The sequence below is a fragment of the Ekhidna sp. genome, assembly GCF_039940915.1.
Taxonomy (GTDB): Bacteria; Bacteroidota; Bacteroidia; order Cytophagales; family Cyclobacteriaceae; genus Ekhidna.
The window spans coordinates 1,987,264-2,011,777 of sequence record NZ_JBDVFO010000002.1 but is presented as its reverse complement, the minus strand read 5'-3'; the positions used below and the strand labels follow the sequence as shown (position 1 = coordinate 2,011,777).

Here is a 24,514-nt window from a genome sequence, read left to right as displayed (position 1 = left end):
CACTTTCATTTGATCAGCAAAATGGGAGCTGTCGTTCCTGAAAATCATTTTAGTATCCTGAGATTGTGATATTCAACGGCAATGAGACTCTAATTCTGTTTAAAGAAGTTGGGTTTCAGAGTTCTTGTTTATTTCTTTTAGCTTCTCTTTCAAAGCCTTTATCCTTACACGGATAAAGCCTGAATTGATACGATACCTTTCGATGGCAGCACAAAAGTGAGAGAGGTTGTCATCAAAGTCATCGTCTAAGTAGTGCATTTGTTCTATTGCTCTTTTGTAGGCTGTACCCCCTTGATGCATTTCTAAGCTGGAATAGCAATGCTGGAGCGCCATTTTAAGGTGATAGTCTACATCCAAGTATTGGATATCAATTTTTCCTAACAGCTGACTGAGTGTTTCTTCAACTTTCGAAATAAACCGTTCAATATCAGCATCCTTGCGAGATAATTTTTTAAAATGTTGATAGTAGAAGCACCATTTTGCTAAGTGATCATGCACAATGGCATTTAGCGAATGATTGCAGATATAAGTTATGCCAAAAACGTTGAATGATCTTAATACTTCTGACAAACAGTAGATCGAATCTGTGATTAGGAATATAATGACCTCTTCAGGAGAGCCAATTTTGAGTTTTGCAAGCTCAGGGCTCTTGCTAACGCTAGATAACAACAACTCTAGTGGGTGTTGAGCATCCAATAATGCAGCTTCTGAGTTTAATCCACAGCTTTTTGTCAACACCTTAAAGCACTCAAAGTTTAATGTGCATTTATAGTACAGCTCAAATACCCTATTGTACTTATTGTTCATTATTGAATGCGAAAGTCCAAGATTGGTGCGTGCCAAAGTGGTGATGGGATCTAAATTTCTAAGATAGAGTTCGATTTCTTTGATTATTGTTACAACCTCTCTACCCTCCGGCTGATTTATTAAGCTTTCTAATTGAAGGTCATTTATCTCGCTCTCGTTTGTAACATCGAAGTAATTTTTCCATTCATATACTTGCTGACTTCTGGTATGAGTAATACTTCGGTCAAGAATTCGTATCGCTTCGGCACCAATAGACCTCACTATGTTGTAGTTGTTTGAATTGATTGTATTGAAATGTTTCCCTCCACCATAGTCCAGCAATCGCTTTATAATGATGAGTATTTTTTTGAGTTGGAACAGACATCTGTAGTAGTCTCCTGCTCTCAAAAAGACCTGATTTGCTAAAAAAAGGATGAAGAATGCCTGCTTTACAGTATTTGCATTTCCAGCCGTGAACGGATTTAGTTTTTTGCTAACAAAATTGTCAAGAATGGCATCTTCGCTAAATGGGTCATCTCCAGAACCTAAAATTTCTGTTAGAAACTTCCATTCTACCTTTTTTTTGTCTGTGAAAAAGCAAATGATCGTATCAGCCAAGTCTGATAAGTTGCCCCCAAGGGCAATGAGAAGATCCTTAGGTTTATTTGTTTTAAAAGCGGAGGTCCTTCCAAGACTGCCGGATTTTTTCACAAATTGGATTGCCAGATCAAATGCTTTTTCAATGGTGCCATCATAACTGCTATCTCCGGTTAATTCATGCAATCGTTCTGCAAATAAGAGTAAGCTTTTTTCGTACAATCGATATGCTGTAAGTGGGGCTTTAAAGTCTGTGTTTGCTTGTTGTGGATAAACTCCGGCAACAGAACTATTTTTTATTCTTTTAATAATTAAGGAGACTTCCTTTTTCTTTTGACTAAGAGCACTAGAGTAATACAGGTTATTCTTTGAGATCAATGATCCATTTTTATAGTAAAGGAGATCTGAAACCTTATTGAAAAACTCCACTTCTATGATAAACTTTTCCTCGCTCTCCAAAAGGTGTATCGAGAGGTAGAATTCATCAATCACTCGGGCAACATCCTCCATGGTCACTCCATTTGGTCCGCCTTTCTCCACTATTTGGAACTGAGCAAGGAGCGGCTGGAAAATGAGCCTGATGTTTTCGAATAGCTTTCGCTTAACGCGTATACTTTCTCCGCCCAATAGAGACTTACTTGAGAAATCTCGAATGTGTTTCGTCAGTTTCCCATAGGAAACAAAGGCTGAGTCATAATCTTTGGTCTTCTCATACGTAACACCCACTTTTAAGAGGTGCCTGATGAGAAATATAAATTCTGAAATTGACAACTCGTTCAGCGTTTTGTTTCCTATGAATTGCCCGGCATTTTCATAGTGTATCAGTGCTTCATCATACTCTCTGTCATAGAAATGCAAGTCTCCCAAAATGGTATTTATGTAAGCAATTGAATCAATGTGATTGCCATTCTGGTTGTTGAATAAACCTCCAAGTGATTTTAACTTTTTGCGATAATGCCTTTTCAGAAGCAGAGATTCATCCAGCGTGAAATTGAAAGCGGCGGCCTCAACCTCGGAAATGGTTGAGATATACATGATCTCCGCAGCTATTCGAATGGTGAATTTGAATTGATAGAGGCCGTTAATGATTTCCTCTATGTGCGAATTAGCCATGAAGTCAATGAGTCTTGATATATATCTTCTTAATTCTGGTGATTTGTTTATGGCTATTATTTCAGGAGTGAGCTCTAAGTTGTCCCAGGAAAAACCTACTTTATGATATTTATAGAGGTGATCCATCAAGAAGGACGTTGCAATCAGCATTTTATCTCCGAAATCTCGCATGTGCCCAGTATTTGCAATTAAATAGGGCTTGAATAGATAATTTGTGAGACCCAATCGATATTGGCAGGTGTAATCAAAATGGAGGTAAAGGTTATTGCAGTTTCGAGCCGCTGAGATATTGTTTGCACTTGTGAGATCTGCCTCTTTTACATTCATCACAAATTCCTCCAAAAGTTTGGTTATTTTTTTTGGAGCACCGTTACCTCTGTAGGTTAGAAACGTAATAAACTGTTCAAGTGTGTATATGATTTTGTGTCTATTTCTTTTTTGTATATCTGTTTCTGCATAATTGATGTCAAAGACAGTAACGGTCGATTTTTTGTTGATCCATTTTTTCAAAATTCTCAGCGGATCATCATTCGTGCTAAAATTGTCTTTTAGGTATTGATTATAACCCTTTAGATTTTTGTGATATCTGGAAAACCTTGGTATAAGCAGCTGGCAAACAAATTCTTCTGTGGTGCTCGTAATACTGCCGCCACCTTCTGATCCTTGATCTTTAAAGAAACTTTCTACATAGATTATTTCATGAAAAATACTGCTGATGAAGGATTCTCTATCCGAGATGTCAGCCAAGGAGGCATCATACATTTCACGACCTGCAATGAAAATAAATTTGGCTCGAGCGGTATTGAAAAACAGCTTAAGGTTTCCAAGAATTCTTGCAATAGTTTCTTGCCGCCTTCGTATACTTTCCGTAGAAAAATATCCTTCGTCTTCGGCACTGAAAGAAGCCAATTCTTCCCTTTCTTTTTCTTGAATGTTTGAATTGTACTGAGCTTCGATTTTGTCAAGTTCATCAAAAATGAAAATGAATTCTGGCCGACCAGAGATGGAAGGAATTTTATCTATTTCATTAAGTATATCAATTAGTTCATTTTCAATTTCTCGAACCCCCGCGATAGGGTATGCGCGGGTTTTTTTATTGAAAAAATTAAATGCTTGTCGGAATATCATTCCCCCGGAAGCTCCACCACTTTTGCCCTGTTCCATGACAATCTGCGCAGCGATGTTTTCGTTTAAGCTCTTTAGCCTTTTGAGTACATATCTATGGTTGATAATACCGAATCTCCAGGCTATTTTTTCCAATAGCGCTATCAGACCGAGTACCAATAGTATGAGCAATACGAATGTGTAATCAACAATGTTTGGAAAAAATTGAAAGTCAGGAGACATCCTATTTTTACCAATTGGTTTGAACATGAGTGGTTGGAAGAATTTTTGATAGTAGAACTGGAGCGTGAAATCAATGGTCATCATCAGATGCCTGAATTGACCCTTTTCGTAATCTTCGATGATGGGTATTTCTTCAGGCACTCCTCTTCCATATCTCACGGTATTGCTAACGATTACTTCATTGATTTTCGATACGTACTCTTCAGCGGTGATATCCGGGCTTAATTTGAATTTTTGATCGTCCGGGAAAAGTGCCTGAGATGGAAAGTATTGGACGATTGGAGAATGTAACCTCAGTTCATTTAATCGGTCGTAAATCGTATTGTTATAATACAAAAGCCCCAAGGCAAAGTAGATTGTGACGCCGGTAATCAAAGGGAGTATAAGCCTATTAGGGGCAAATACCCTGTTTCTTAAATGTCGATATTCTGAGTAGACATTTTTTGCAAGTAATTTTAAAATATCAATCTCCTTCAGGTCATCTTGCGACAGGCTAATCTCAATGGATATCTTATTGCCGTAATCAAGTCTTGAGATGGCATTAATAAAGATTCTTCTCAGTGCTTTAAAAAAACTAACAACTCGTCTTTTTTCCGGATCCCCGCTCAATTCAATCTGAAGGTTATTCAGAATATAGATAATGATGAAATGATAGAAAGAAAGCAGAAAGAGCCTCCAAACATTTAGGATAATTAGGCTATTATCTTCACGGGTAAAGTAGAAGATGGAGCAAATAGCACTGACCACAAAGGTGTCTTGAAGAAGGGTGTTGAATTTAGATCTTTTGTAATAGTCAGCCTCTAAATCAAATATTTTCAGGATTGAAATGAGAACGTCTCTCAGCCAGCCGGTAAAGGGAAATAAGTATTTTGTTCTGTAATATTTTCTGACATTTGGCCTGTTTTGATCGTGCCATACCAGATACCATACGCCAAATATGTTTAATGCTATTAGTGTAAAGGAGATGTTATCGATGGAGAATTCCAGGGATCGATCGAGGAGATAAATCACTACTGAAAAAAAGAAGATTCTTAAGTGTCTGGATAGAGCATAGTAGTGGTTTCCTTTGATCTCCGAAATTGCCTTTCTTACGAGACTTGTTTTCCCCATCCCTCTAAACCCGGTGACAAGGTATGCTCCAGATCTAGTTTCTGAATTGGTTAGGATTGTTTTTAGCTTCTCTCTCAGCTTTATCCTTCCTATGTATCTGTTGTAGGTTTTTTTTGTGCCTTCCGGACTATGAAAAAACTTATAGTTGTGAAGCTCTATGAAAATGTTTTTGAGTTTTGCAGAAAGCATCGGTAGCTCTCTGCTCTTTTTCTTAGGAAAGAAAAAAAGTAGCAGAAAATACATGGCAGCCCCTCCAAGAAGGACGATTGAAACAATGGTAAACCAAAGCATTACAGTCCTCTTTTTCTGGCGAAGTAAGTAGCAAAGGCCACATTAGATATGATGAAGACGAAGACTCCCAAGGAGATGAGAAAAACCCCAGCCCAGAGCCTGTTTTTTGAAAGTGTATTTGATGATGTCGGCTTAGCCTTAAAAGTAAAATCTGATTGAACACTTCTATTTGATACCATCGAAGAGTCTGACTCATTGAATTGTATATAGTCGATATCAAAAGGCGATAGTCCCGAATTCTGGATTGCTGACGCGTCATCTTTAACTTGCGAAATCATACAAAACCCATATACCATTAAAGAAAGGGTCACAACAAACGCACTAATAAGAATGGCAACCATGGCATTTCTTTTAATGTCCGCAGCTTTATATTCTTGACTTAATAACCGTATATGGCGATTTAAAATATCCCTCCCTTTGCTATCCAAAACGTGTACGTACTCAGACCAAACTCCGCTTGGGAAATGATCTTCTAGTTCCGCTTTAAAAGCCGTTAAATCATTCTTTTTTTTAGTGTCTTTCTCTTTTTCAATTAGTTCACTTACATAAGATATCAATTCGTCAGGAAGCATGGTGGATTAGAAATTGGTGATATTCTAAAATAGGAGGAAATTATTATTTCCTATACATCATTGCGTTATCTTCTAGAAATTGTTAAATCAGTTCTTTACAAAATTCAATTTACAACCATGCAATACAGTTTTAAGGGATTTATCTAGGCTTTTGAAATACATCTTTTTACCTTAATCAGGTAGAAATTTCACTCACCTAACTACCTCCGACTATGATTGCATTTCTGTCTAAGAATGGACGGCCTCTATGGTATCATATTTATCTCGTTTCGATCCTAAGTGTTTTAATGATTTTCATTGCCAGATCTTTTGGCATCAATGAACTCTATAATCACCCTCAGTTTACCGAATGGTCTGAAATTCAAAATTTCAAACTTCAAATTCATGGATGGAAGCTCTTCCTGTATGTTTCATTTTTTATTGTAGATGCCGTTTGGGCGCTATGCTTGCTTACACTGTTTTTACGCATACTCCTCATATTGAGGCTCAGGTTATTGGAAAGCGACGCCTTTAAATCGAAGGACTATGTAATCCCCTTTTTCATCGTTTTCATCAGCCTAGCTTATCTCTTGGATTTGTTGGAGGGCATCCATTATTTGACCTATAGCTATGGATCACTTGAAAAGTGGATTGTCAGTTTTAAAGAAGCAGCTTACTCAATTGCCGGATTAAGTTTTATATACAGCGCATTAAAATACTGGTCACTTTTTGATGGAGGTGCAAAAAAGACCTCTCATTTAAGATCACTAAGAATATTTTTCAACACTTCTTACTTGAGCATCATCTTAGTTGTCGGACTTATTGTGGTTGGAACGGCCTTACCTCAAGGCTATACCATGATGGTAGACTTACTTGCTAGTCCGATCAATTTAATTGGAACGTATTTACTTATTACACTCCTTTCGGTAGTTGTATCTCATTATCCAGCCTATTTTGAAGCTAAACGCTTTGTTAAAGACCAAAACAGAATTCACTGGAATTCTTTCCCTGCTAAATGGCCTTTTGGTCTTGTTTATTATTGGATCAGCAAAGATCCACGAGGAATGGAAGATTCGGATAATGCCACCCTTTTTGATGGACTAGCTAAAACGCTTAGGTATCATCTGGGGACGGCAATGTTTGTGGCATTTTTATACCTATTGGGCTATGCAGGAGATTCCATCTTTGATGGATTTTGGTTTAGTCGGCAGATGGCATTTGTAATTCTGATTCTGGGCTTCTGGGTTGAATATCAAATGCGCGTACGTTCGAATAAGTGGAGAAGGAGGTTTTTTTATGTATCCATTGCCGTTTCAACGTTGCTAGTAGCATTGTCTATATACTTTTCTTGTAGCGGCGGTGCCACCGGATATGGATGGAGCATCGAAACCTTGAATGCGACGATTTTAGCCACTATTGGTTTGATGATGAGTTACATTTCTTTTCGATGGAATAGACGTTTTTTGCTAAAAGACTATGAAGAAGTTGAAGGGACTAAACATAAATCCACAAGGAAACTCATTATGATAATCAGTGGATTGAGTCTACTCTCTTTTGCATGGCTTATCTTCATGAATGTCAATCTCGAATGGACTGAAAATCACTTAAACCCTGTTCCTATTTTATTACTCTATGCGCTCAACTATTATGGTATAGTCGTTATTCCCATAAAGCAGGCCCAATTGTTTGGCGAGGGAGAGTTTATAAAGAAAAGAAGATCGCCAGTCTTTCGGTTTTTACTTCCATTGGGGATTCCGGGCTTGTTCATTTTTTCATTTTTCATGAAGGATGTTTTCAACAATGAAATGCACTTCATGCATCGCTTGAAGGAAGAAAAACAGCTAACCCTCAATGAATATGCAGAGACTTTTGCCAAGGATACCACACGCTCTCCGATAATGTTTACAAGCTATGGAGGGGGGCTAATGGCGGACTATTGGATCATGCTTGTCTCGCAGGAGCTTCAAGAAAAGACGCAAGGAAGGTTTTTTGAGCATGTATTTAATGTTTCCGGAAATTCTGGCGGTGGTTTGGGTTTCGCAAACTATTTAAACTTGAGCCACTTCACAGATGAGCCTGTGGGTCATACAAGGTGGCGGGATCGAATAGATGCTGTCGGAGAGTTCAATCATTTATCACTTGATTTGACACTGCTTTTTGGAAAGGACATGATCCGAAAATTCATACCTGCAGATGATCGATACGTCGATCGAAATTATTATGCGATGATTCGCTATGCCCAGCTGACTGGAGATACGGATACCACTTCATTCAGCAAAACATTTCGATCGCATTGGGAATCCATGTACTCAAAGAGCGGCAATTCTTTCCCAAGTCTTACAGTGAGCACTACATCGGTACTTGACGGAAATCTCGGTAATGCATTTTCGTTAAAAACGGATACCTTCAATCATGTTTTCAGTGGTATCCAAAACACCCTAGATATAAACAAATCGAACACATCAATCAACTATTACGATGCAGCTTCACTCACCAATCGATTTGCTGTGATAAGCTCAGTCGCCTCTATCGCTGGCGAAGGGCATTTTTTAGATGGCGGATATTTTGACAATTCAGGTCTGCTAAATAGTCTGGAGCTAGCTAGATTTATTGATGCGTCAGATCTGTTCAGAAAAAGGGAAAATTCAAGATTTGTCACAGTAGCCAATGATACGGAGGAATACCTGGAAAATGTTTTTGGTAAATGGAAATCAGACACGATTGATATAGTGCCGGTAGGTGAATTGGAAGCAATTCTCAAAACGGGGACCTCTTTAGATAAAATTTCTGAACATCTTGAAAGTGAGGTAAGTCAGTATGCCAGCAAAAGAGTAAAAATAGTACTCCCAAGGATTGTGACTTATCAGGAGGTGTTGGACTACTTTGGGGGAAAACCAATTGGAAAATTGGACACGGTAATGAAGACCGTAGCGCTGATGAATGATTCAATTTATGCTGCATTAGCTAAAGCAGATGTTGTAAAATTTGAACAATGGGGCGCAGTGGAGACACCATTGGCACGCCTTCTCTCCACGCCTTCAGTGCACTATGCCCGAGCCATGCTCGAGTTTCACGAGGGCGTTCAAAATCAACTAAAAAAGGCTTCATGTTTGGTCAATAACTGTGAGCCAGAATAACCTAAAAAGAATTAGCTATGCAAATCAATAGTGACTTACACTGTCATCCGGGACTCAAAGGCTCAAACGGCGATCTGGAGCCAAAAGAAATTTGGAATAGACAGCCACCCAGTGGAGCTATTCATAAATTGAATAAGCAAATAAGGAAGGCAATCAACGCTTTGGCAAGAGGGTCGCAAGCAGACCTAAATGCTTGCGCAAAAGGTCAAGCCCGACTTTTGTTTGTTTCTATTTATCCCTTCGAAATTCCATTTCTTAAAATTGACCCCAAGAAGCCATTCAGGCTTTTGTTCAAGTTTATCCTCCCGAAAAAGAAATACACAACTTTAGGAGAAGCCGCATTGGGCATAAAAGAGGATAAAATTGGAGCAATGCTTGCATCTGCATCGTCCCCAACAGGCTTTAATTATTTCGAAGAATATGAAAGTGAGTTAAAGTTTCTCATTGATGCACAACAGACTAAGAGTGATGATCCTGACCTGGCGGACTTCAGCTTTCAACTCGCCAATGACTATGATCATTATCAAGGAATGATCAATGATCCTAATAAAATTGTTGGGATCTTATCAGTTGAAGGAGCTCATGCTTTCGGCAAGTATGCTTTCGCAAATTTCTTTTGTTATGGATTCGAGCAGCTGTCAGACCAGCAAAAGAACGACCTTAGAACAAGCTTTGATCAAAACATTCAAAGGGTAAAGTCAAACCAAACACCGGGAGCGGTGCCTTTTTTCATCACTTTTTCACATCACTTCAACAATTTACTTGCCGGGCATTCGACCAGTTTATCTGACAAATCAGTACTAAAGAAGACCTTCTTTAAGACCTTTTTTGCACCTGGCATGCGGCATTTATTTGATCAGCGCCCAAACCTCGAAACAGGCTTTTCTGAGCTGGGACTAGAGGTGCTCAAGAGCTTGCTTGATCGATCAAATGGCCGAAGAATCTTAATAGACACAAAACATATGTCTCCAAAATCAAGAAAGCAATTTTACGAAATTCTTGAGCATGAATATGCAAATGATCCTGTTCCTATCGTGCACAGTCATGGAGCAGTCAGCGGGTGGAAAACACTCGATGAAGCATTATCCAAAACGAATGACCGCCACCTGGATGCCGGAAGCTTTATTAGCCGATGGACGATCAACCTTACGGATGAAGACTTGAGTGTCACTTTTAAAAGCAATGGGCTTGTCGGTGTTTGCCTTCATGAAGGCAGGATGCCGGGATCACTTTTTAAAGAACAGAAGAAGAGACTCAAAAAGGAATCTGAAATTCAAGACCTGTATTTAAAACTCCTGTGGTCCAATGTTTTCCATATGGCTAAAGTTCACCTTGATACCATAAGCCAGTATAACCTTGTGGAAAGAAACAATTGGGAAGGATTGACGATAGGAAGTGACTATGATGGCATTGTTGACCCTTTCGATGACTACAGAAGCATTGCTGATTATCCAGAGCTCAGGCAAGAGATGATTGAGTACGTGCTACAACAAAAGGAAATCATAGACGTGGTATCCCAGCAGCGCCTGACTCAAGATCAAATACAAACCATTTTGGGATCTCACAGTGTTGAAGACGTAGTAGAGTTGTTGTTTTATAAAAACGCCGATCAGTTTTTGAAGCAATACTTCACTAAGGCGTATTTGGAAGCGTAAACAGGAAAGTAAGCATTTTAAAAAATGCTAGTGAACTCAATCGGAGTGGTGTTCCACCCAAGGACCTCCTTGGTTAATGGTTTAAATAAAAAAAGCCCGGCGAATGCCAGGCTTTGTGCTCTCCCTCTTGGGCACGATCGGAGTGGCGTCCCACCCAAGGACCTCCTTGGTTAATGGTTTAATAAAAAAAGCCCGGCGAATGCCAGGCTTTGTGCTCTCCCTCTTGGGCTCGAACCAAGGACCCTCTGATTAACAGTCAGATGCTCTAACCAGCTGAGCTAAGGGAGAATTTTTTCCTAAAAAGGAGTGCAAATGTAAACATCCATTTTACAATTCTCAATGCACGCAATCAAAAAAATATTCTTTCGTGAAAAACAAATAAAATCGGACATTATGTCATTAATAAAATTGAAAATTTTATCATTTCAGGACATTTTGTCATTAAAATATCAAATTCCATCGATTGGTATAGAATTCGATCAATGGCTAATCAGCATTTGAATTTGTAAAACTTTAAAAAAAGAGAAAATGGGACTTATAAAGTACAACACGAACGATTACAGACCTACGAGCTTTAAGAGTTTCGTGGATCAATTTTTCACTGAGGGTTTTGAAGGCGGAACATCGCAGACCTTCTCCCCCAAAGTAGATATCGCAGAATCTGATAAAGAATTTGAAATTCAGCTTCATGTACCTGGCATGAACAAAGAAGATTTCAATATTGATCTAAACAAAGATCAGATCACCGTCAGCGGTGAGCGAAAGTTTGAAAATGAAAAGAAAGAAAAGAATTTCCACAGTGTGGAAAGCTATTTCGGCTCTTTCAACCGGACTTTCAATTTACCAGATGTCATCAATAAAGAAAAAGTAGATGCTTCTTACCAGAATGGAATTTTAACTATTTCATTGCCGAAGGATGAGAAGAAGGCTACCAAGAAGCAAATAGCAGTTAAGTAGTAGTAGTAGAGTGGTGATTAGGGTGTTCACGAAAGTGAGCGCCCTTTTTTATGTTAATAATGGTTAATGGATCTCTATTTTTATGATAGAGATAAAACTATATCATGATTTTTACGGTATAACAATAGCACCAAAAGAAGGAACTGATTTTATGAGCAAGAGAAGTTTAATAATGGCGATGATTTTTTCTTCGCTTTTCGGAGGTATAGTTGCTGTGGTTGGATTTTCATTAATCGTACCGCAGGATAGGACGATTCAACCCACAGCGAACCAAACAAATCCAGTAAGTCTTACGAATTATGTTTTTGATTCTGCAGATTTCATTGTTCCTGATGGTCTCAACTTTGTTTTTGCAGCGAAAAATGCCACAAATTCTGTGGTACACATAAGGACTACCTACCAAGATGGTGCAAGGGCAAACAGCCCGTTTAATGAATTTTTTAAAGATTACTTTGGGGAGAGATATGAGCGAAGAGGAGGTCCGGCAAGAGGAGCCGGATCCGGGGTTGTTATTTCTCCGGAAGGCTATATTGTCACCAATAATCATGTGATTGAAAATGCTGATGAGATTGAAGTGGTTTTCAATGACAATAGAAGCTATCAGGCGAAAGTTATTGGCGTAGATGAAAATACAGATTTAGCTGTTTTGAAGGTAGATGAAGAGAATCTAGTTGCAGTTAAATATGGTAATTCTGACGAGATCAACATTGGTGAGTGGGTGCTGGCCATTGGTAATCCATATGAATTTAGATCTACTGTAACAGCAGGAATCATTAGTGCAAAGGGAAGAAATATCAACATTCTAAACGGGAATTATAAGATTGAATCATTTATCCAGACGGATGCCGCTGTAAATCCCGGAAACAGTGGTGGCGCATTGGTTAACCTTCGAGGAGAGTTGGTAGGAATCAATACGGCCATTGCATCTCCATCCGGAGCATTTGCCGGATATTCCTTCGCCGTACCTGTCAGCTTAGTCAAAAAGGTGGTTAGTGATCTGGTAGAGTATGGAAAGGTTCAGCGCGCATTATTAGGCATCTCAATTTATGATGTGAATGCTCAGGTAGCCGAGCAAAACAACCTGAACGTACTCAAAGGCATTTATGTGAACGGCGTGATGGACGGCAAGGCTGCGGATAGAGCCGGAATAGAAAGAGGGGATGTAATAGTTGCAATAGACGGCAAAACGGTGAATAATGTGGCTCAGCTACAAGAGCAGGTGGCAGTAAAAAGGCCAGGAGACGAAGTAGAGGTGAAGTTTATTCGCGATGGAAAGGAAAAGTTTGTGATGGCCGAGTTGAGAAATGAAGAAGGAACACTTGACATTGTGGAGCTGGCATCCGAATACCGAATTGAAGGAGCAACATTTGCAGATGTATCTACAGAACTTATGGAACAGCTGGATATTGATGGAGGCGTTCAGATAAAGGAGCTTGGAGATGGTAAGTGGAAAGATGTACGTATGAAGAAAGGATTCATTGTCACCGGAATTGACAATGAGAAGATAAAAAATATCAGAGATTTGGAAAACTATTTTAAGAGAACGAGAAATGATGGAATACTGATAGAGGGGATATACCCGGATGGAAGTAAAGCCCATTACGGTCTCGGACTTTAAAGTAGATTCGAACAAAAAAATGAGCTCGCCTGTAAAGGCGGGCTTTTTTTATTACATATTTTCGAGAAGTGAAAGACGTGATTGTCATTGGAGGCGGACTTGCCGGTTTAGTGAATGCTATTCTATTGAAACGTGCGGGCCTTAGTGTGACTCTTTTTGAGGAAAAAAAATACCCATTCCACCGAGTGTGTGGTGAATATATCTCCAACGAGGTGGTTCCTTTTCTGAAAAAAAATGATTTGTATCCTGAAGAGCTGAAACCTTCTCAAATCACCCAATTTCACTTGAGTTCAATCGCAGGGAATAGTTTGCGAATGTCGCTGGATCTGGGAGGTTTTGGAATCAGTAGGTATCGATTGGATGAGTGGCTTGCACAAAAAGCAAAAGCAGAAGGGGTCGAAATTATTCACGAACGTATTGTGAAGTCCTCTTTTCACAAGGAAGTTTTTACGCTTGAAAGTAAGACTGGTGAGCAGCATCTATCAAAACTAACCATAGGAGCTTTTGGAAAAAGGAGTGCACTCGACAAGAACCTGAAACGAACTTTTTTGAAAAAGCGATCACCCTACCTGGGAGTCAAGTATCACATTAAGACCGGGGAAGTAGATACAGACGAAATTGCACTGCATAACTTCAAAGGGGGCTATTGCGGGGTTAGCAGAGTGGAGGGAGAGGTCTATAACTTGTGTTATTTGTCGCATCGATCTGGGTTGAAGAAGCACGGTTCTATACCAAAGATGGAGCAGGAACTTTTGGCACAAAATCCTTATTTGAAGAAGATATTTAGCCAATCAGAAATCCTCTTCGATAAGCCAGAAGTAATCAATGAAATCACGTTTGAGAAAAAAGAACCTGTGTTTGATCACATGCTCATGTCGGGAGATTCTGCAGGAATGATTACGCCACTTTGTGGGAACGGGATGGCTATGGCAATCCACGCTGCAAAGATTTTAAGTGAATTAATCGTGGAAAATCTGGCAGAAGGGTTTAATAGGGCGAAACTTGAAAATGATTATAAATCTCTCTGGGACGATCTCTTTGCAAGCCGACTTTGGAGGGGAAGAAAAATTCAGAAATTGTTTGGCTCCTCGATGATATCAGAATCGACTGTGACGTTGGGTAAAAGGTTTAAGCCTTTTGCAAATTATCTGATGAAACAAACGCATGGAACACCCTTTTAGCTAAGCCACAAGTAAACGAAGTAAGCATTGAGCATTAGCGAGGAAATAAAATTCAAGCGCATCGTAGATGTGAAGTCTGCCTTATCTCTGTCTTTTCTTGTTCTCCAATACCAAGCACCAAAATATAAAAGCACCGGAGACATAGCAGCACCAAAAAGGAGTCCGCTATTCAGTGAAAATTGACTCATGAAATAATAGAAAAAGCCCGAGCTTGAGAGCATAAAGGATAGTGCGGTGAAGTGGAAGGTTCCTAGTATGCCTAACTTTTGACTAATCGTTACATCTCCCCTTTTTGCATCTTCGTCATGCTGATAAATTTGAGTCATTGGATACGAACCCAAAAGCAACAATGTGCTTAGAATCCCAGGAAATTGAATACTCCACATCCCCGTTTCGGAAAGTGGGATGTCATTGATGGCGATATAGCTTAGCAGAAAGGTGAAGTACCCTTGAAATACTCCAGCTGCCAGCCAGCCCACTATCGGGTATTTCTTGAGGCGAATGCTGGGATGACTGTATGCTTTCGAAACAACCCCATAAACAAATATCATCAGTGCAAACTCAACAGATATAATCAGGGAAAGCACCAAAGCCATTACATCCATACCTAGGGAAGTATAATAGAGTTGAGTGCTCACCTCTGGAGGATGTTTTAGTCCACCAATGCTTCCTTCATCCTTGTCAAAGTATGAATTATACCCATTGCTAGCCGGATAAACTAAAAAATGAAGAATCAGGAATGCTGTCAAGAGATTTTGCGAATGGATTTGATCAGAGACAGCTACTGCCAAAAGAAACACCGGCAGCAAGAAGAATGAAAAGGGGATTCGTAAATGGAGTAATGTAGATTTTTTCAATAGGATGTGATCTTCTCGGCTAAAAGTTGGTTAATATTAATGAACTACAAGCAGATGCCAGCATTCATTAATCACATAGGTACGGCGGTTCCGCCAAATTTGACAGATCAAAGTCAGATTGCTGATTTTATGGTCAGTCATCTCCAGCTGGATGAAAAGGAAGAAAAAAAGCTGAGAGTGCTTTATCGAGCAAGTGGAATTAAGCAGCGATACTCCGTCCTTAGAGATTTCAATGAAAACTTAAATGGTCAAAGTTTTTTTAAAGAGGATGCCATTTTTCCTTCGGCTAAACCTCGAATGCTCATTTATCAGCATCATGCAATTTCTCTGGCTAAAGAAGCTTGCGACAAAGCTTTGAGCGTGGCTTCTTTTGACAAAGAAGAGATATCTCATTTAATAGCGGTGAGCTGTACAGGTATGTATGCGCCTGGGCTGGATATAGAGCTTGTGGATAAGTTAGGTCTTCCTACATCCACGCAGCGGACAGCTATCAACTTCATGGGATGTTACGCCGCATTTAATGCAATGAAGGTGGCACAAAATACGATAGAGGCGGATGCGAGTGCCAAAGTCTTAATCGTGTGCGTAGAATTGTGCAGCATTCATTTGCAACAAAAGACAGACGATGAAAACCTCTTAGCAAACGCCATATTTGGAGATGGTGCTGCAGCCATGATTGTATCTTCACAACCTTCACAAAATGCATTGGAGATGAAAAATTTCTACAATGATCTCGCACTCAGTGGACGTGATGAAATGGGCTGGTATATTGGAGATCATGGATTTGAAATGCGATTGAGCAGCAAGGTTCCCGATGTAATCAAAGAAGGCATTGGTGAGTTAACCCATCGACTGCTCGAACAATTTCAACTAGAGGTTTCGGATATCGACTTTTTTGCAATTCATCCTGGAGGCAAGAGAATTTTAGATGTCATTGAAGAAAAACTTCAAATCACAAAGGAGCAGAATAGTATAGCTCGGGAGATTTTGCGCACACATGGTAATATGTCGTCACCCACAGTGCTTTTCGTGATTAAATCAATAGTGGACAGGCTAACTGTCGCGGATGATCAAAAACATCTGTTAAGTTTTGCTTTTGGCCCTGGGCTCACATTGGAAAGCGCAGTATTTAAAACGCATATCCATGCTTGAAAAGCGCTCAGAAGAGCTAGAAATCATGGATGATCTGGATATTTCAGGTCCGGTGATTACGCAAACACTTCGCGAACTAAACACCATCAATAGACGTCTCGGAGGCAATCAGATCAGCGTTTCTGCTTACAAAAATTTTGCTAAGAAGCGAGAGAATATATCCTTGGCTGACCTTGGCTGTGGTGGTGGAGATATCATGGCGGAGATGGCAAAATGGACTCGAAAAAAAAACATTAAATCAACGTTTATTGGAGTTGATGCGAATCCCCACATCGTGGAATACGCTGAGACTAACACAAAGGAGTATCCGGAAATTAGCTACGAATCAATCAATATTTTCAGTGAAGAGTTTAAAAAATTGAACGTTGATATCATTCATTGCTGTCTTTTTGTTCATCATTTCACCTCTCAGGAATTAGCCACCCTGTTTAGGCAGTTCAAAGATCAAGCAGGTCTGGGTGTTATCATCAACGATCTACATCGACATCCATTGGCTTACTGGAGCATTAAGTTGCTTACGTCTCTCTTTTCAAAGTCGGAAATGGTGAAAAATGATGCTTCCATTTCAGTTGCCAGAGGTTTCAAGAAAGCAGAGCTAATAAAAATCCTGCGAGAAGCAGGTATTGAGCAGTATAAATTAAGTTGGAAATGGGCTTTTCGTTGGAAGCTGGTGTTTTAGTCTATCTCCACTCACCAAAAATCAGATTTCCCTTCGCATTTTCATCTTCGGATTTGAAGAAATTGTTTAGGCCTTCCACCATCTCGTCAGCAGAAATATAGCTATCACCGTTGGTATCCAATTCCTCAAAACCCTGGATTGCCATCTTCTGAGAAATATTGTAGATGGTCAGCATATTGGCATATTCTTCTTTCGAAATCAGCCGATCTCTATTCATATCAAACAGGTCAAAAACATGCCTTGAAGTTCTTTGAATATAGTGATTGAGTATACAATCATCACCAGATTCGAGTTGATCTCTAAAGAAAGCAATCCAGTCCCAAAGCGTTAAGCTCAACTCCGGATTGTGAAGATCTGTAAGCAGCTGTACAAAAAGGCGATGTGATTTCAGTAAGATCAATCGGGCATTCCTCGAGTTCTCGTTGAGCTGTAATTGCGCAACGATCTTCTTGCCAACGTTTACAAAGTCGCTGGGTTGAAGTTGCCCATTCCGATCGATATCCAAAACATTGAAGAGGTGATGAACCTTTCTTTTTTGAGTCTCAGAAAATACGAATCGAGGGGTATTTGAATCTGTGGTGGTAGAATTCCCCATTTTTCAACCTTCAATTTACAAAAATATTTCCATCAAAGCACGCATTTTGTAGCTTTGCGCGCAATTCTTATATAACAAGACAACATGACTCAAGATATTCAAACGATTTTAAAGCGCCTTCAGGTAGACGCAAATAACAAAGGAGCAGCTGTAGGCCATAACTGGCTTGATTCCTCAGGAGCGACATTGACTTCTTTTTCTCCCGTAAATGGAAAAGAAATAGCCAGCGTCACTTTGGCTGACAATAATGCTTATGATGAGGTAATAAAGGAGGCACAAGCAGCATTCAAAGAATGGAGGCTGGTTCCAGCACCTCAAAGAGGGGAAGTTGTACGCCAGATTGGTAATGAGCTCAGAGAGTATAAGCAGGAGCTTGGTTCTTTGGTATCTTATGAAATGGGTAAATCCCTTCAGGAAGGACTTGGGGAAGTGCAAGAGATGATCGATATCTGTGACTTTGCCGTTGGCCTTTCGCGCCAACTTTACGGACTCACCATGCATTCAGAAAGACCTTCTCATAGAATGTATGAGCAATGGCATCCACTTGGAATTGTGGGAATCATTTCTGCTTTCAACTTCCCGGTAGCTGTATGGTCGTGGAATGCAGCGCTGGCATGGGTATGTGGAGATGTTTGCGTTTGGAAACCCTCAGAAAAAGCACCTATTTCAGCGGTCGCGTGTCAGAAAATCGCACAACGTGTATTTGAAAAAAACGGAGTGCATCCGGGTGTTTGTGGACTTGTGATTGGTGATGCAGAGATAGGAAAAAGACTAGCTGCCGATACAAGAGTTCCTTTGATTTCTGCTACTGGCTCTACCCGTATGGGCAAAGCTGTAGGAGAGGTGGTGGGAGCACGACTCGGCAAGCACATTCTGGAGCTTGGAGGAAACAATGCTATAATTATTTCTGAGCACGCAGATTTGAACATTGTGGTACCAGGAGCGGTATTTGGAGCAGTGGGTACAGCAGGTCAAAGATGTACTTCTACACGAAGACTGATCATTCATGAGAGTCAGTACGAAGAAGTAAAGCAGCGATTGATAAAAGCATATGGTCAGTTGAGAATTGGTGATCCTTTGGATGAAAATAACCACGTCGGACCACTCATCGATACGGATGCAGTAAGCATGTATCAGGCTGCTATTGAAAAAGTAAAAGCAGAAGGTGGAAGTACCGTGATTGAAGGTGAAGTACTTTCAGGAGCTGGATATGAATCAGGATGCTATGTGAAACCAGCGATCTATGAAGCTCAAGCAGACTATGAGATTGTGTGCAACGAAACTTTTGCACCAATCCTTTACTTGATTAAATACTCGACTATCGAGGAGGCGATTGAAATTCAGAACGCCGTACCGCAAGGATTGTCTTCAGCTATCATGACAACCAATATCCGAGAGTCTGAATTGTTCTTATCGCAAGCAGGTTCAGACTGTGGAATTGCAAACGTGAATATCGGAACTTCGGGTGCTGAGATAGGTGGTGCATTTGGTGGGGAGAAGGAAACCGGTGGTGGACGTGAGTCTGGTTCAGATGCATGGAAAGCATACATGAGAAGACAAACCAACACCATCAACTATTCTACTGAGCTGCCTTTGGCGCAGGGGATCAAGTTTGAGCTTTAATAAAAGTCACTCCTGATGGAGTGAATGATGATAAAATGAAAGGTCTGCGTAGAGCAGGCCTTTTTTGTTTGATGAAATTCAACCGAAATAGGCTAAATTCAGGGTCATCATGAATCAGTCTAACCGTTCACATTGTCTTAATTGCCAAGCAGAAATAACTGAAAACTATTGTAGCGTGTGCGGTCAATCGGCCAAAGTACAACGAATTACTTTTCGGGAGACCCTTGATGACTTTTTCAGTTCTTCATTTGCTTTGGAAGGACAGCTACTTTCCACGATCAAGCTCATGGTGGTGAATCCGGGGCTTCTTCTCAGATCTTTTATTGCAGGAAAGAGGAAATCGTATTATAAGCCCGTTGCCTTTTTTGTTTTATTAAGCGCGGTATATCTAATCGTGAGATCTGTGTTAGATTATGATCCTTTGGATGGACAAGTACAGTTAAATAATGCAGATGAGAGTAGTAAATTATTTAAAGATGCTGCAAGATTCATGGTTACTCACATCAACCACATCATGTTTTTTCTTGTCTTCGCTATTGGCTTTTCCAACAAGTTGTTTTTCTATCGAAAGTATAATTTGGCGGAATACCTAACCGTAGGATTTTATGTTTCCGGTATTTACATACTTGTAGGCTTGGTTCAGATGCTATTTAGTTTGTATGTCTTTTTTATTGCTTCGCAAATAAATATGGTTATTCTCTTTTTCTACCTGCTATATGTTTCATTCTCATTGCATCAGAAAAAGTCTTTCCTTGCCATTTTGAAGTATTTGATGCTAAGCTTAACGGTCATCTTTTTTTATATGCTTCTCGGATTCGGGTTTTCAATAATTATGGTATCATAGCATGCTTTAAAATGGTTTTGACCAGAGAGAAAAATAAATTCTAACTTTGCTTTTAAGCGATTAAATAAGTTGGCGTGAGATTATCACTTATACTGGTAGGGTTATTTATTGCAAATTCAATTTCTTATGCTCAAAAAGAAGGAATTGATAGTTTGAAGAAGGCTTTGCTTGTAGCAAAACCGGACACCAATAAAATCATTCTTTTGAATACTCTTGCGTACAAATTGCATAGAGCGGATCCAGATGAAGGTATTGATTTAGCTACTCAGTCTATAGAATTGGCTAAAGAATTGTTTTTTGATAAAGGCTTGGCTCATGCTTACAATTCATTGGGAGCATGCTACTGGAATAAGACAGAGCTAGATAGTGCACTCAAATACTATGAAAAGTCCTACAGCATCAATCAAATCCTTGGGAGTTCGAGAGGTACCACAGGTGCTTTAAGTAACATAGCAATCATTTATGAGAATAGAGGCGAGTATGTAAATGCGGTGAATACCTATTCCAAGGCGTTAGACGAAATGAGAAAAGAAGGATTTGCTTCCTACGAAGCAATCACCTCCAATAATTTGGGATTAGTTTTTATGAAAATTGGCAGTTATGCTGAGGCCCTGAAGTACTTCAACAAAGCAATAGAACTTGGAGAACCATTAGGCATGACGAATTTAACTGGGCCAACCTGGATCAACATTGGCAATGTGCATTCCAGCAGTGGAGCGCCTGATCTGGAAGTAAAGGCAAAGACCAAAGCATTTGAGATAGGGAAAAAAGTCAACGATAAATATATTATGGCGCTGGCACTAAATAACCTAGGCAATGTGTTTAAAAAAAGAAAAGAATTTGAAAAAGCACTTAACTTCTTTCAGCAGGCACTGGCAATCAATGAAGATGTAGGACGCAAAAGTGGTATAGCATTAAACTTGAGTAATATTGGAGCTACTTATCGTGATATGTCTATGTATGAAGAATCGATTGTATCACTTCAGAAAGGATTAGCTATCGCAAATGAGGTCGGTCATACGAAACGCATCGCTCGAACAAATTATCAGCTTGGAGAAACGTATAAAACTATGCTTGAATGCTCCACTGCTTTACCATTTTTTCTGGCAGGATATGAGATAGCAACCAAAAGTAGATATCAAGAAGAGATTAAAGATTTAAGCAAAGCGTTATATGAATGCTATTATCAAAGTGGGGATTACAAAACCTCGGTTACATATCTATCAGCATATACAGCAGCTAAAGATTCTATACTAAATGAAGAGAATATAAAAGAACTAGCAAAAGTTCAGGCACAATACGAATTCGACAAACAACTAAGAGCAAAGAATAGTGAGATTCAGCTTTTAGAATCCAGAGAAGAGGTGGCTAACCTGAAGATCACAATGCTAATCATTGGTGTGATTTTGATATTAATCGTTTCGTTTCTGGTCTCGCGAATCGTGATCAACAAGAAAGAGAGAAGAAAAAGAGAGGTTGAAGCCATTTCTAAGTTCAGAGAGTCAATGACAGGTATGATTGCGCATGATCTAAAAAGCCCATTGAGCATAATAATGAACTCTAATGAGCATGTGACGACCAAACAAATGGCAGGTCAAATGCTTCAATTGATAAACAATATGCTTGATGTCCATCGGTTTGAGCAGACGGATGTTGTACTGAACAAAGAGGAAGTTCCTTTTTCTGCCATACTGGAAGAGGCTCGAACACACGTTGATTTTCTTTTGAGCGAAAAAGAATTGACTTTGGGGGTTCACCTGGAGCAAGACTATATTGTAGTCGTAGACCGAGCGATTATGGTGAGAGTGATCGTCAATCTTTTAACAAATGCAATCAAGTACTCACCGTTTAATGAATCAATACCTGTTGTGGTGAGCTCAAAACAAGGAGCCATTCAAGTTGCGATTACCAACAAAGGCAATGTGATACCAGCAGATCAGCAAAACATGATTTTTGAATCTTTTGGTCAGCTTGATCCTAAGTCTTCCGGTGGGATAGGTTCGACCGGACTTGGACTTACATTTGTCAAATTAGCTGTGCAAGCCCATGGGTCAGGTATTCATGTTCATTCAACTGCTGTAAAGGGCACAACCTTTAGCTTTGATCTTCCCCTGGTAGCGAAGCAAGAGATTATGGCTAAGATGCCGTCAGGCAAATTTGAATTTTCTCACAATCTCAAGGAAAAACTAAGCGGGAAACTAGCTGCGCTTCGTAAGCTGAGTATTCATCAGGTGGGTGACATAGAAAAAGAACTGAAAGACTTAAAGAATACTGTCAAGGAAACGGATGAGTGGGTAGAGCGACTGTTGAATTCAGTTTATGCAGGTAATGAAGAAAGGTATAATGCCCTCCTAGATGAGCTGAATAGGCTACAGCAGAACAAGAAAGTCTCTGAGTGAATCTTCTTCATTTACATTGAGTCTTTTCTTTAAGCGATACATGGCAGTTCTGATACTAGCCGCTGTAACATTGAGTAGCCTGGCTATTTCTTTTGTATCCATTCCAAGCTTAAGGTATGCACAAAGCTTCATGTCTTTGTGTGAGATATCCTTACCCATTTCAGAGAGCGCTCGGAAAAAATCCGGGTGGACTTCTTCAAAATGCATTTTAAATGTAGACCAACTATCATCCGCTTCCAGGTGATGGTGTATTCTCTTTTGGATGGATAGAATCTGATTAAATAATTGGACCTCATTTTCTGAGCGATTTCTCACCCGCAGGGGCTTGGCCAAATCTTCCAAATCCTCATGGAACTTTTGAATAATGCCGTTTTTTTCTACGATCAACATCGACGTAGTACTCAATTTCCTGTTTTTAAGATCAATCTCGTTGCTTAGTAGTCGCTTGATTTCAGATTGTTGTTCGCGCAATCGAAGAGCTGAATTGATTCTTGCTTTAAGTTCTACAAAATCAATGGGCTTTCTGATATAATCCCATGCCCCTGCTTCGAGGGCTATTTGCAGATTTTCCGAAGATGTCATCTCTCCGGTAGCCATGATTACAGGTATATCCGAGGTGTTTTCATGCTTACGGATCTTTCGGGTAGACTCTAAGCCATTCATTTCAGGCATATCCCAGTCCATGAGTATGAGATCGGGGGTTTCCAGTTTGGCTACTTCGAAGGCTTCCTTTCCATTGCCTGCTCTGTATATCTTCCAGGGATCTTTGCTACGATTTAGCTCACCAACGATTAATCGGACAATATCTGGACTATCGTCCGCAATTAAGATGCTTTTATTCTCCATGCTAGCTAATGCAAGCTAGTTTAGATTGTGATTTTTTCAGAAGAAATAAGGAAAAATAAAGTACGTGATACTTTGTCTATGCCATGTAATTGCATATGGTAAGCACCTGCTTATACATTTATGTGATGACCAAAAAGTTAGACACGATATTTTTATTTTTTGCTGGTTGGTACGGAGCGGCCTTCATAAGAAGGTTGCTCTTTTTTATGGATTGATCTTCAAATTCGTATTCTTCATCGATTCATATCTACCCTGTGATACTTTGTCTATGCTACATATTTAGAGGTAATGTTTTGGTCGCTGAGTTTTGTATTCGGTTCGTGTCAATAAAAATCAAAAGGCTAGGCAACCCTTTTGAAAATGAGACAGTCTCGGCAAAGATTTTTTAACCAAATACCTTAGTTATGAATATTAGTTTCCAACCGCTCAAAAGAGGGCTATTTCCCCTCTTCATGATGGCACTGCTCTCTAGTGCTTTCTCACAGGACCTAACCATCAATTCAGTTTCCATTAAAGGGAACGATGTAATCATTCACTACGATTTACTGGATGATGATTTGAGTCGAAAGTATACTTTATGGCTATACAGCTCAGTAGATAATTATGTTCAACCACTCACCAAAGTTGAGGGCGATATCGGCATTGACCTTGCTGTAGGAGGGAATAAGTTGCTGATTTGGCATGCCAAAGAAGAATTGGGTGAAGAGTTTAAAGGAGACGTAGCACTAGAGATCAAAGGAAAGCGGTACATCCCTTTTGTAACGCTCAACAATTTTGAAGATATCAATTCAATGAAAAGAGGCAGGCCTTACAATATCACATGGACTGCAGGAAGGGGCAGTAGCGTTTTGACCTTTGACCTTTTCAACAATAAAGATGAAATCGTGCATACATATACCAACATCGCGAATGTTGGGGAATACCAATTGGAACTACCTGGAGATATAAAACCAGGTAAAGATTACCGATTCCGCATTACTGATCAGCGAAATAAAGAAGACGTTGTGCATACGCCTGTTTTCACTGTGAAAAGAAAAGTCCCTTTGTATGCCAAAGTTGCACTTTTTGGCTTAGTAGGTTCTGGCATTCTTATCCTTGGGCAGCAAGGTTCAGGACCTGCCAATGGTGAAATTCCATTGCTGCCAGATCCAATTCTTCCAACCAACTAAATCAACT

General features: G+C 39.7%; 16 protein-coding genes and 1 tRNA gene. 11 read left to right on the top strand and 6 right to left on the bottom strand.

What is annotated here, in order from left to right; genetic code table 11:
• Window positions 1-99: 99 nt before the first annotated feature.
• On the bottom strand, window positions 100-5,244 hold the full coding sequence (locus tag ABJF57_RS14025) for a P-loop NTPase family protein (protein ID WP_462230130.1): 5,145 nt from the start codon (window positions 5,242-5,244) through the stop codon (window positions 100-102).
• Entirely contained in the window at window positions 5,244-5,816 is a 573-nt protein-coding gene (locus ABJF57_RS14020) for a hypothetical protein (protein ID WP_462230128.1), read from the bottom strand. The genes ABJF57_RS14025 and ABJF57_RS14020 overlap by 1 nt, the downstream gene beginning before the upstream one ends.
• A 212-nt stretch (window positions 5,817-6,028) precedes the next feature.
• Between ABJF57_RS14020 and ABJF57_RS14015 the strand changes: the two genes are divergently transcribed.
• Together ABJF57_RS14015 and ABJF57_RS14010 are read left to right on the top strand one after the other, a co-directional pair.
• Window positions 6,029-8,932 carry a hypothetical protein gene (locus ABJF57_RS14015; RefSeq protein ID WP_462230126.1) on the top strand — a complete coding sequence of 968 codons (2,904 nt, stop codon included), beginning with the start codon at window positions 6,029-6,031 and terminating at the stop codon, window positions 8,930-8,932.
• A gap of 17 nt (window positions 8,933-8,949) precedes the next feature.
• Window positions 8,950-10,587: a hypothetical protein gene (locus tag ABJF57_RS14010; RefSeq protein WP_462230124.1), complete on the top strand. Its 1,638-nt coding sequence runs from the start codon at window positions 8,950-8,952 to the stop codon at window positions 10,585-10,587.
• 214 nt (window positions 10,588-10,801) lie between these two features.
• Here ABJF57_RS14010 and ABJF57_RS14005 read toward each other — a convergent pair.
• Window positions 10,802-10,875: transfer RNA gene (locus ABJF57_RS14005), tRNA-Asn, on the bottom strand.
• Between the two features lie 240 nt (window positions 10,876-11,115).
• Here ABJF57_RS14005 and ABJF57_RS14000 point away from each other — a divergent pair.
• From ABJF57_RS14000 to ABJF57_RS13990, 3 genes are all read left to right on the top strand, one after another.
• Window positions 11,116-11,544, top strand: a complete 429-nt coding sequence (locus tag ABJF57_RS14000; protein ID WP_462230122.1) for an Hsp20/alpha crystallin family protein — start codon at window positions 11,116-11,118, stop codon at window positions 11,542-11,544.
• Window positions 11,545-11,695: 151 nt separating this feature from the next.
• Complete coding sequence (locus tag ABJF57_RS13995; RefSeq protein WP_462230120.1) at window positions 11,696-13,162, top strand: S1C family serine protease; 1,467 nt, start codon at window positions 11,696-11,698, stop codon at window positions 13,160-13,162.
• A 68-nt stretch (window positions 13,163-13,230) separates the two neighbouring features.
• A complete protein-coding gene (locus ABJF57_RS13990; protein WP_462230118.1) occupies window positions 13,231-14,343 on the top strand; it encodes an NAD(P)/FAD-dependent oxidoreductase in 1,113 nt (370 codons plus the stop codon).
• Here the strand turns inward: ABJF57_RS13990 and ABJF57_RS13985 are convergent.
• The gene (locus ABJF57_RS13985) at window positions 14,340-15,200 is read right to left on the bottom strand and encodes a UbiA family prenyltransferase (RefSeq protein ID WP_462230116.1); all 861 of its coding nucleotides are present in this window, start codon (window positions 15,198-15,200) and stop codon (window positions 14,340-14,342) included. The two genes, ABJF57_RS13990 and ABJF57_RS13985, sit on opposite strands and share 4 nt — an antisense overlap.
• A gap of 39 nt (window positions 15,201-15,239) precedes the next feature.
• Here ABJF57_RS13985 and ABJF57_RS13980 point away from each other — a divergent pair, with 39 nt between their 5' ends.
• On the top strand, window positions 15,240-16,352 hold the full coding sequence (locus ABJF57_RS13980; protein ID WP_462230114.1) for a type III polyketide synthase: 1,113 nt from the start codon (window positions 15,240-15,242) through the stop codon (window positions 16,350-16,352).
• Window positions 16,345-17,031, top strand: a complete 687-nt coding sequence (locus ABJF57_RS13975; RefSeq protein WP_462230112.1) for a methyltransferase domain-containing protein — start codon at window positions 16,345-16,347, stop codon at window positions 17,029-17,031. The genes ABJF57_RS13980 and ABJF57_RS13975 overlap by 8 nt, the downstream gene beginning before the upstream one ends.
• 1 nt (window position 17,032) lies before the next feature.
• Here the strand turns inward: ABJF57_RS13975 and ABJF57_RS13970 are convergent, their stop codons facing one another.
• Window positions 17,033-17,626 carry an EF-hand domain-containing protein gene (locus ABJF57_RS13970; RefSeq protein ID WP_462230110.1) on the bottom strand — a complete coding sequence of 198 codons (594 nt, stop codon included), beginning with the start codon at window positions 17,624-17,626 and terminating at the stop codon, window positions 17,033-17,035.
• Window positions 17,627-17,710: 84 nt separating this feature from the next.
• On the opposite strand from ABJF57_RS13970, the gene amaB reads away from it, so the two are divergent.
• From amaB to ABJF57_RS13955, 3 genes are all read left to right on the top strand, one after another.
• Window positions 17,711-19,249 (top strand): L-piperidine-6-carboxylate dehydrogenase, encoded by a 1,539-nt coding sequence (amaB, locus tag ABJF57_RS13965; protein ID WP_462230108.1) that lies wholly within the window; start codon window positions 17,711-17,713, stop codon window positions 19,247-19,249.
• 109 nt (window positions 19,250-19,358) lie between these two features.
• A complete protein-coding gene (locus tag ABJF57_RS13960; protein ID WP_462230107.1) occupies window positions 19,359-20,093 on the top strand; it encodes a DUF3667 domain-containing protein in 735 nt (244 codons plus the stop codon).
• A 74-nt stretch (window positions 20,094-20,167) separates the two neighbouring features.
• Window positions 20,168-22,492, top strand: a complete 2,325-nt coding sequence (locus ABJF57_RS13955) for an ATP-binding protein (RefSeq protein WP_462230105.1) — start codon at window positions 20,168-20,170, stop codon at window positions 22,490-22,492.
• Here the strand turns inward: ABJF57_RS13955 and ABJF57_RS13950 are convergent.
• Window positions 22,463-23,338: a response regulator gene (locus tag ABJF57_RS13950; protein WP_462230103.1), complete on the bottom strand. Its 876-nt coding sequence runs from the start codon at window positions 23,336-23,338 to the stop codon at window positions 22,463-22,465. The genes ABJF57_RS13955 and ABJF57_RS13950 overlap by 30 nt on opposite strands.
• A 404-nt stretch (window positions 23,339-23,742) precedes the next feature.
• On the opposite strand from ABJF57_RS13950, the gene ABJF57_RS13945 reads away from it, so the two are divergent.
• On the top strand, window positions 23,743-24,507 hold the full coding sequence (locus ABJF57_RS13945; RefSeq protein WP_462230101.1) for a Ser-Thr-rich GPI-anchored membrane family protein: 765 nt from the start codon (window positions 23,743-23,745) through the stop codon (window positions 24,505-24,507).
• The last annotated feature ends 7 nt before the right edge of the window (window positions 24,508-24,514 follow it).

What these genes read in the sequence shown, in the direction of transcription:
- ABJF57_RS13970 (WP_462230110.1), bottom strand. Translation starts at nt 17,626, where the DNA reads ATGGGGAATTCTACCACCACAGATTCAAATACCCCTCGATTCGTATTT.
- ABJF57_RS14015 (WP_462230126.1), top strand. Translation starts at nt 6,029, where the DNA reads ATGATTGCATTTCTGTCTAAGAATGGACGGCCTCTATGGTATCATATT.
- ABJF57_RS13945 (WP_462230101.1), top strand. Translation starts at nt 23,743, where the DNA reads ATGAATATTAGTTTCCAACCGCTCAAAAGAGGGCTATTTCCCCTCTTC.
- ABJF57_RS13995 (WP_462230120.1), top strand. Translation starts at nt 11,696, where the DNA reads ATGAGCAAGAGAAGTTTAATAATGGCGATGATTTTTTCTTCGCTTTTC.
- ABJF57_RS14020 (WP_462230128.1), bottom strand. Translation starts at nt 5,816, where the DNA reads ATGCTTCCTGACGAATTGATATCTTATGTAAGTGAACTAATTGAAAAA.
- ABJF57_RS13960 (WP_462230107.1), top strand. Translation starts at nt 19,359, where the DNA reads ATGAATCAGTCTAACCGTTCACATTGTCTTAATTGCCAAGCAGAAATA.
- amaB (WP_462230108.1), top strand. Translation starts at nt 17,711, where the DNA reads ATGACTCAAGATATTCAAACGATTTTAAAGCGCCTTCAGGTAGACGCA.
- ABJF57_RS13980 (WP_462230114.1), top strand. Translation starts at nt 15,240, where the DNA reads ATGAACTACAAGCAGATGCCAGCATTCATTAATCACATAGGTACGGCG.
- ABJF57_RS13975 (WP_462230112.1), top strand. Translation starts at nt 16,345, where the DNA reads ATGCTTGAAAAGCGCTCAGAAGAGCTAGAAATCATGGATGATCTGGAT.
- ABJF57_RS14010 (WP_462230124.1), top strand. Translation starts at nt 8,950, where the DNA reads ATGCAAATCAATAGTGACTTACACTGTCATCCGGGACTCAAAGGCTCA.
- ABJF57_RS14025 (WP_462230130.1), bottom strand. Translation starts at nt 5,244, where the DNA reads ATGCTTTGGTTTACCATTGTTTCAATCGTCCTTCTTGGAGGGGCTGCC.
- ABJF57_RS13950 (WP_462230103.1), bottom strand. Translation starts at nt 23,338, where the DNA reads ATGGAGAATAAAAGCATCTTAATTGCGGACGATAGTCCAGATATTGTC.
- ABJF57_RS14000 (WP_462230122.1), top strand. Translation starts at nt 11,116, where the DNA reads ATGGGACTTATAAAGTACAACACGAACGATTACAGACCTACGAGCTTT.